General features: G+C 48.0%; 5 protein-coding genes. 2 read left to right on the forward strand and 3 right to left on the reverse strand.

Features of this window, described 5'->3' with window-relative positions:
• The 3 genes from ACTG33_RS15355 to ACTG33_RS15365 all read right to left on the reverse strand — a co-directional run.
• Positions 1–832, reverse strand: an 832-nt coding sequence (locus ACTG33_RS15355; protein WP_439136101.1) for a PhoX family protein, incomplete at its 3' end; no start/stop codon positions are given.
• A 66-nt stretch (positions 833–898) separates the two neighbouring features.
• A complete protein-coding gene (locus ACTG33_RS15360; protein ID WP_439136102.1) occupies positions 899–1963 on the reverse strand; it encodes an AraC family transcriptional regulator ligand-binding domain-containing protein in 1065 nt (354 codons plus the stop codon).
• A 16-nt stretch (positions 1964–1979) separates the two neighbouring features.
• On the reverse strand, positions 1980–2909 hold the full coding sequence (locus tag ACTG33_RS15365; RefSeq protein WP_439136103.1) for a GGDEF domain-containing protein: 930 nt from the start codon (positions 2907–2909) through the stop codon (positions 1980–1982).
• 628 nt (positions 2910–3537) lie between these two features.
• Between ACTG33_RS15365 and ACTG33_RS15370 the strand changes: the two genes are divergently transcribed.
• A complete protein-coding gene (locus ACTG33_RS15370) occupies positions 3538–6363 on the forward strand; it encodes a TonB-dependent receptor (RefSeq protein ID WP_439136104.1) in 2826 nt (941 codons plus the stop codon).
• 72 nt (positions 6364–6435) lie between these two features.
• Positions 6436–6619: hypothetical protein (locus ACTG33_RS15375; protein WP_439136105.1), on the forward strand; the 184-nt coding region annotated here is incomplete at its 3' end.

Consider the following 6619-nt stretch of genomic DNA (forward strand, 5'->3'; position numbering starts at 1 on the left):
ATTGACGGTTGTCGTCCTCGCCAATGGACAGGCGTTGATAATTGTCGTGTTCCTGCTTAGACAGGGTATTCACATCCCCCATAAATAAACCGCCAATACCTTCTTCGGCGATTAATACGCTTCCCCAAGGGGTTTTGCCGCCTGCGCAGTTACCGGCTGTACCCAGTACGGTTTTGCCACTAGGGTCAGTGGACGTTTGCAGACGTGGATGCCCCGCTGCAGGGCCGGTGATGGTCATTGGTGTGGTAACCGTAATGCGACGGTTGTAAGGGCTGTCGGTATTCACTTGCCAGTCACCGTTCCGGAACTCCACTTCCACCACCGAGTGGCCACAGGCTTGCAGTTCAATAGCAACGTGTTCGCGTCGGGTGTTGAACTCTCCATCATCCTCGTCTTGATAACCACTGAACATCAAATGCGGTTGTGTGTATTCGTGGTTGATACACAACAAGCCTCGTTGACTGTTACCTGAGTGGTAATGCTCGGTAGCTGAGAGGTTGTCATCATCGGTTAACGGCATAAAGCCGATAAAGTCATTGTTGTAGCCGAAGCGTTGTGTCTGATCGTCAGCGGTGAGCGTCTCGGGCTTGAACGGTTCGGTTGAGTGCAAGGCATCGCCCCAGCTGAGCAGGGTGGATGACTGATATTCGTCCGGTATGTGGTGAGAGTGATCAAGGCTGTGAGGAATTTCAGTAAAACTCAGATTACTGTCGTCCTGACAGCCACTCAAGGTGCCTGCCAGTGCGGAAGCAGAAGCCAGTCCTGCACTGCTGTGAGTGATGTTTCTAAGGAAACTGCGGCGGCTGAGGGTATTCATGTGTTTAGCAGTCATAATGCGTCAAAGTTCTGTATTTGTGTGAATGAATGATCTCGGAGGCTCAGTGCAGACTTTTGTTTGTCAAAAATTAAAGTTTTGAGGATCCAAAAGTTGATGCTTAAGCGTACTGGGCAGGGCACCTGTCCAGCGTTTGAACGAGCGCCTGAAATTGGCGCTGTCGTTGATTCTCAGGTGTTTGGCGACCTCATCGTTACTCAGGTTTTGGAGGACGAGTAACGAAAGAGCCAAAAGTTTCCGCGCTCTGTCCAGTTCGTATTGAAAACTGGTTTGATGGATCTTCAAGCGTCGTTTAAAGGTGGCAGGGCTGGTGCCAAAATATTCAGAGCAGGTTTGTAGGGTGATGTCTTCTCGGGGAATTTTCCGCAATAACCATTTTTGCAGATGCTCAAGAAAGCCTTGCCGTCCCGGAATGGATTGAATGGAATCCCGGCATTGTTCAAGTGCTTGAATCTTGATGGTCTCGCTGTAATTCGACAGAGGCTTCTGCCCAATAGCATCAGGTATCACGATGGCAGAGATGGGAGCATTGAAACAAATCCTGCTGCCAAGATACGTTTGTAGCGGCGCCGTATTTTCCGGTTTTGGCTGCTCCAGATAAAAAGCCAACTGATTTTTGTCAATGTCGCTGGCTTTCAAGAGCGTGAGCACGGATGAAATAAAGCTTTGACAGAGGAACTTGTGTTGTTGAGGGCAGCCAATCGCATCATTGATGATGAGGTAATGATTGTTCGCATCAGAGATTAAGTGCAGAAAACAGAGCGGGTAATACAGGCGACAGTAATTCCTGATGATTTCCAGAAGATCGCGAATACAAGAGGCATTGATAATAGCCTGAAGCAAAACGCTGTTGTTGATATAAGGGAGTTGTCGTCCAAATCGTAAAGCGAATTCGTGGTTATGATTCTGTTTTTCAAGGTTGTTGATCAGGTGTTTCAGTTGTTCGCAGCTGATGTTGCAATCACGACGGGTCAAATCCTGAACGAAAATCCCCGTTCCCCGTAGAAGCCCGTTAATGTCCATACGGTGATGTTTGGCCAATTCGAGCATGGCCGCAGGAATCTGACCGATAGGCAGAATCTTATCGTCGACGGTGTAATAGCTGGGCAAAGTAGTATGTTGTGTCATCGTGAGAAAGACCGGCTCAAGCTGCTTTGTGTGTCGGGAATCGTTGCTTCTGTTTATTAACTTCCAGAGCTGTATTCAGGGCGGTAATCAACTCTTCCGCGGTTGAGCCTGCGCTGTGGTCCACCAGACTGATGTTGCATTCGTTAAAAACCGATCGGGAGGCATTATCCGGTTTGAATGCCATATTCTTTAAGGCATTCAGAATCTCGTCGGCATAGATGCGAGCATCGATCAGGTGAGTCTGTGGAAAGAGCACAATAAATCGATCGCCGGCGAAGCGGCAGGCTAAATCCACATTGCGAATGTTCATGGTCAGAATGTTGGCGACTTGTGCCAGTAAACGATCTCCATCCTGATCGCCATAGCGGCGATTAAACTCATCGAAATCGATAATATCGAGCATCATTAAAGACAGAGGTTGTTGCAGGTTTTTGTAATGAATTATTTCGCGCTCGATCTGCTTTTTCATATAGAGAGCGGTGTAGAGATCGGTCACATAATCCAGGGCGCTGTGCTCCCGATAGAACCTCTCTTTCGATTGCAGACGTTGATTAATGGCTACCTGTTCCTGATTCCAGAGATAGAGTCCATAAGACAAAATAATGACAGAGACCGGTGCCGTCACAGATTCGATTAAATCATCGAAGATATAACCCGCTGGCAGTTCAATGATTTCATCCAGAACATCCTGAAACGTGGCTGCGAAAAAGCCGATAAGTCCAATAATTAAGAGGTTGGTTACGCGTCCTCTGGGACGACTGTTGATGATGAAAGCCAGAAGAATCAGCATCAGACCCATGGTCGAACCTTCACCAAAAATATCAATCCAGGTGATAACACTCCAGGATTTGATGTCGCCTGTACTCAAGTTGATGATTAGAACAGTGGCGCAGACCGACAGCAGGAGCAGAATTTTGGATATGTGTAAGGATGCGTGACTTTTCATAAATCCCTGACTTTTAACAATGTGTGACTTTTATAAATACCTGGCTTTTTATGAGGCATGACAATCGTAAATCATGACGGCCAAAAACAAATAAGGTCCTTTGGGTGCCAGAATGAGTCAGTTCTGTGACAAAAATATGACAAAAATATGTGTCATTACAGGCGATTTTGCTTTTGCGGGTCATATCAGATCATTAAAAAAAGCCAGGTTTGGGGTGTATCCGAAAAATCACTGTGGGTATTTCAAGAATCACAGGTAATTTTCGTAAAACCCCTCCGGACACAGCCTGAAAAGCCACCCACATCTCTGGCCAAGAGGGTCATAAAAGATCAAACAACCTTCTTCTCTGGGTGATTTAGCCCTTTTAACGGGGGTGTCCAGAGGCCTGTCAGATAAGTGTCACCAAAGTGTCACGGAGTGCTCGTAGGTTTGCACTGCCTCGGACGAGTACGTAAGGCGTGCCTTTCGATCTTGAGGTGACACACATCCACTAGTGATGAATTCATTAAGAGCAAGCGGTCAGCGGCCGTTTGCTCAGAACTGTAAATATCAGAACCGTAAATAACAGGACAGGAAGAAGCAGGGTAGTCAGCATCAGACCTGTTTCAGACCGGACTTTGGGGAAACTATGAAAACTTCAGTGAAGGCCTTAATGGCAACCAGCGCATTTATGTGCGCCTTCAATGCAATGGCCGATGGCCGTCTTGAGGGGCGTGTCAGTGATGTGGCCGGCAGCGTGTACTTTGACGGTGCAATTATTCGATTGAAAGAATTGAAGATGGAATCCAGCACGAAAGACGGGGGCCGTTTTAGCTTCAACTCTATTCCTGCAGGAACCTACACACTGACTGTGGATTATCTAGGTGCGGAATCTGTGCAGCGCCTGGTGAACGTGGTCGATGATAAAACGACTAAAGAGGCTGTTCAGATCGGCAGCGATGTGACCAGCATGGAAAACCTGATCGTGGTCGGTCAGGCGGCCGGTGCTTCCAGCGCTTTGAACAAGCAGCGTGCTGCTGACAACTTTGTTTCTGTGGTGTCGTCAGACTCCATCGGCCAGTTTCCGGATGAAAACGTCAGCGAAGCCTTACAACGTATTCCTGGGGTATTTATTGAGCGAGATCAGGGTGAGGGCCGTTTCGTGGGTATCCGCGGTGCTAATCCGAATCTGAACTCGGCCTCTATTAATGGTATGAACATTCCTTCTCCAGAGAGTGATCGTCGTTCGGTTGCCCTGGATGTTATTCCCTCTGGTTTGCTGGAAGGCCTGGAAGTTCGTAAAACCAATACCCCGGATATGGATGGCAGTGGTATTGGCGGCAATATCGAAGTGAAAAGTCTAACCGCTTTTGATCGTGATGGTATGAGCTACAACCTCTCCGCCGAGGGTAACTACAATGATCTGGAGTCGGAAGTCAGCCCAAAGGTTGCCGGTACCTTCACTAATGTTTTCGATGTGGGTCAGGGAGAATTGGGTGTTGCCGCTGCAATCAGCTGGCAGGATCGGGATTTTGGCTCAGAAACTATGGAAGGCGCCGGTGAGTGGGAGAATGACCTGGAAGGCTCCGGCTATCGTGGTTCTGTCAAAATGGAGCAGCGTGACTATGTGATTAATCGCACTCGTCTGGGCGCGGCGCTGAACTTGGACTGGCGTCCTTCTGATACGTCTGAATATTACCTGCACAGCCTCTACAGTCACTTTGAAGACCAGGAATACCGTCAGCGTGCCGAATACAAGTACGACGATGGCAACCTGGACAGTATTGATGGTGAATCGGCGTTGTGGACCGATGCCGAAATGGAACGCAACCTGAAAGATCGTTTCGAAGAACAGAAAATCACCTCGGTGGTGCTCGGCGGGATGAATATGTCCGGTGACTGGACTTATGAGTACTCAGTGGGCTATTCCAAGTCTCAGGAGAACGAACCGGATTATCACGGATCGAATTTCACTGCCAAAGACATTGATATGGGGTACACCTCTTTGGGCGAGGCGCCGGACGTGTTTGCGGGTGATGAGGCGTTTATCGCATCCAACTTTGAAATGGATGAGATCGAAATTACCAACAACTACACTCAGGATGAGATGTTTACCTACAAGTTCGACATCACTCGCGAGATGTCGTTTGCGGGTCATCCGGGCTACATCAAGTTTGGTGGAAAGATCACCAATCGTGAGAAAGGGAATGATGTCGATACTCAATTGTACGATGATTTCAGCGCTGCCGGTGATCCCACCATGGATGCCTTTAGCCATTCCACAGTAGATTACAGCCTGGGACGTCTTGGGCCAGCCATTGATCAGGGATTAATTGACGATTTCATTGATAGCAATGTGGCTGGCAGCGGAACCACCTTTCAGGAGGATGGTATTCTCGGTGAAGCCTATAATGAAAGTGTGGTTGCTTCAGCACGGGATTACCTGATCGAAGAAGATGTTCAGGCGGCTTACATCATGAGTCGTGTGGATATTAATGACCTGCGCCTGGTTTACGGTCTTCGATACGAAGGCACGAAAGTTAAGTCTTCCGGTTACGATGCACGTCTGATTGAAGATGCCAGCGGTGATTTTGGCCACTCCATTGAAGAAGTGAACTATGACCAGGAATATCATCATGTGTTGCCGAGTATTAACGCTCGTTACCGTCTGACCGATGAGTTGTTGTTGCGTGCGGCTTACTCTGAAACCATAGCTCGACCGTCGTTTGGTGATATTAGCCCTTCGCCGGAAGAGATTACTATTGAAGACGATGAGCTCACCGTGGAAGCCGGTAACCCGGATCTGGACCCTTATGAATCCAGTAACTTTGACTTAATTGTCGAATATTACCCAGGTGATATCGGTGTGGTCAGTGCTTCACTGTTCTACAAAAAGATTGATAACTTCATCTTTGCCGCAGACGTTAGCGATACCGTAGACAGTTCCGTGTATGCACCGGGTGTTACCATCAGCGATAGCGAAATTTATATGCCGGTGAATGGTAACAGCGCAGACCTGTACGGTCTGGAGCTGGCATACACCAAAAGTTTTGATTCAGGCTTCCTGATTCAGGCTAACGCTACCTTTACCGACAGTGAGGCTGATCTGGGGCTGGAACCGGGTGCTTCACGCAGCTCCAGCACTGAGTTGCCTGAACAGGCGGATACTGTGGGTAATCTGGTGTTTGGTTATGAGACCGGGCCGTTTAGCTTGCGTTTGTCCGCTAACTACAAAAGTAAAACCCTGATGGAGCTGGATTTGGGCGAGGAGGAGAATGATACCTTTGCCGATGATCATACTCAGATCGACTTCTCTGCCAAATACGATTTCAGCAAATCCATGCAGATGTACTTCAGTGCGATTAACCTGACCGATGAGCCTATGTACCTCTATCAGGGAAGCAGAAAGTACAATTCTCAGTACGAAGAATATGGTCCTTCCTTTGTATTGGGCTTTACTTACCGTAACTTTTAATCCTTGCTCGTAGCGATTGGGGTCCGGCAGGCAATGCCGGGCCCGTTTTTTTAACGGATAAAGTGTAAAACAATGAAGAAATTATTGAGTCGTTTGCCATTAGTTGTGGCTGTTTCAACGGGATTTTTTGTATCCCTGGGACTGTCTGGTTGTGATTCGACAGAGACTCCCATTGAAGGAGTTGAGTCTCAACACGGGAGCAAGACGGTCACGCTGGCAAAGCTGAACAACAAAATTAAAGATCTGGATGGGTATC

Source organism: Pseudomaricurvus sp., assembly GCF_965662505.1.
Taxonomy (GTDB): domain Bacteria; phylum Pseudomonadota; class Gammaproteobacteria; order Pseudomonadales; family Cellvibrionaceae; genus Pseudomaricurvus.

What these genes read in the sequence shown, in the direction of transcription:
- ACTG33_RS15370 (WP_439136104.1), top strand. Translation starts at nt 3,538, where the DNA reads ATGAAAACTTCAGTGAAGGCCTTAATGGCAACCAGCGCATTTATGTGC.
- ACTG33_RS15365 (WP_439136103.1), bottom strand. Translation starts at nt 2,909, where the DNA reads ATGAAAAGTCACGCATCCTTACACATATCCAAAATTCTGCTCCTGCTG.
- ACTG33_RS15360 (WP_439136102.1), bottom strand. Translation starts at nt 1,963, where the DNA reads ATGACACAACATACTACTTTGCCCAGCTATTACACCGTCGACGATAAG.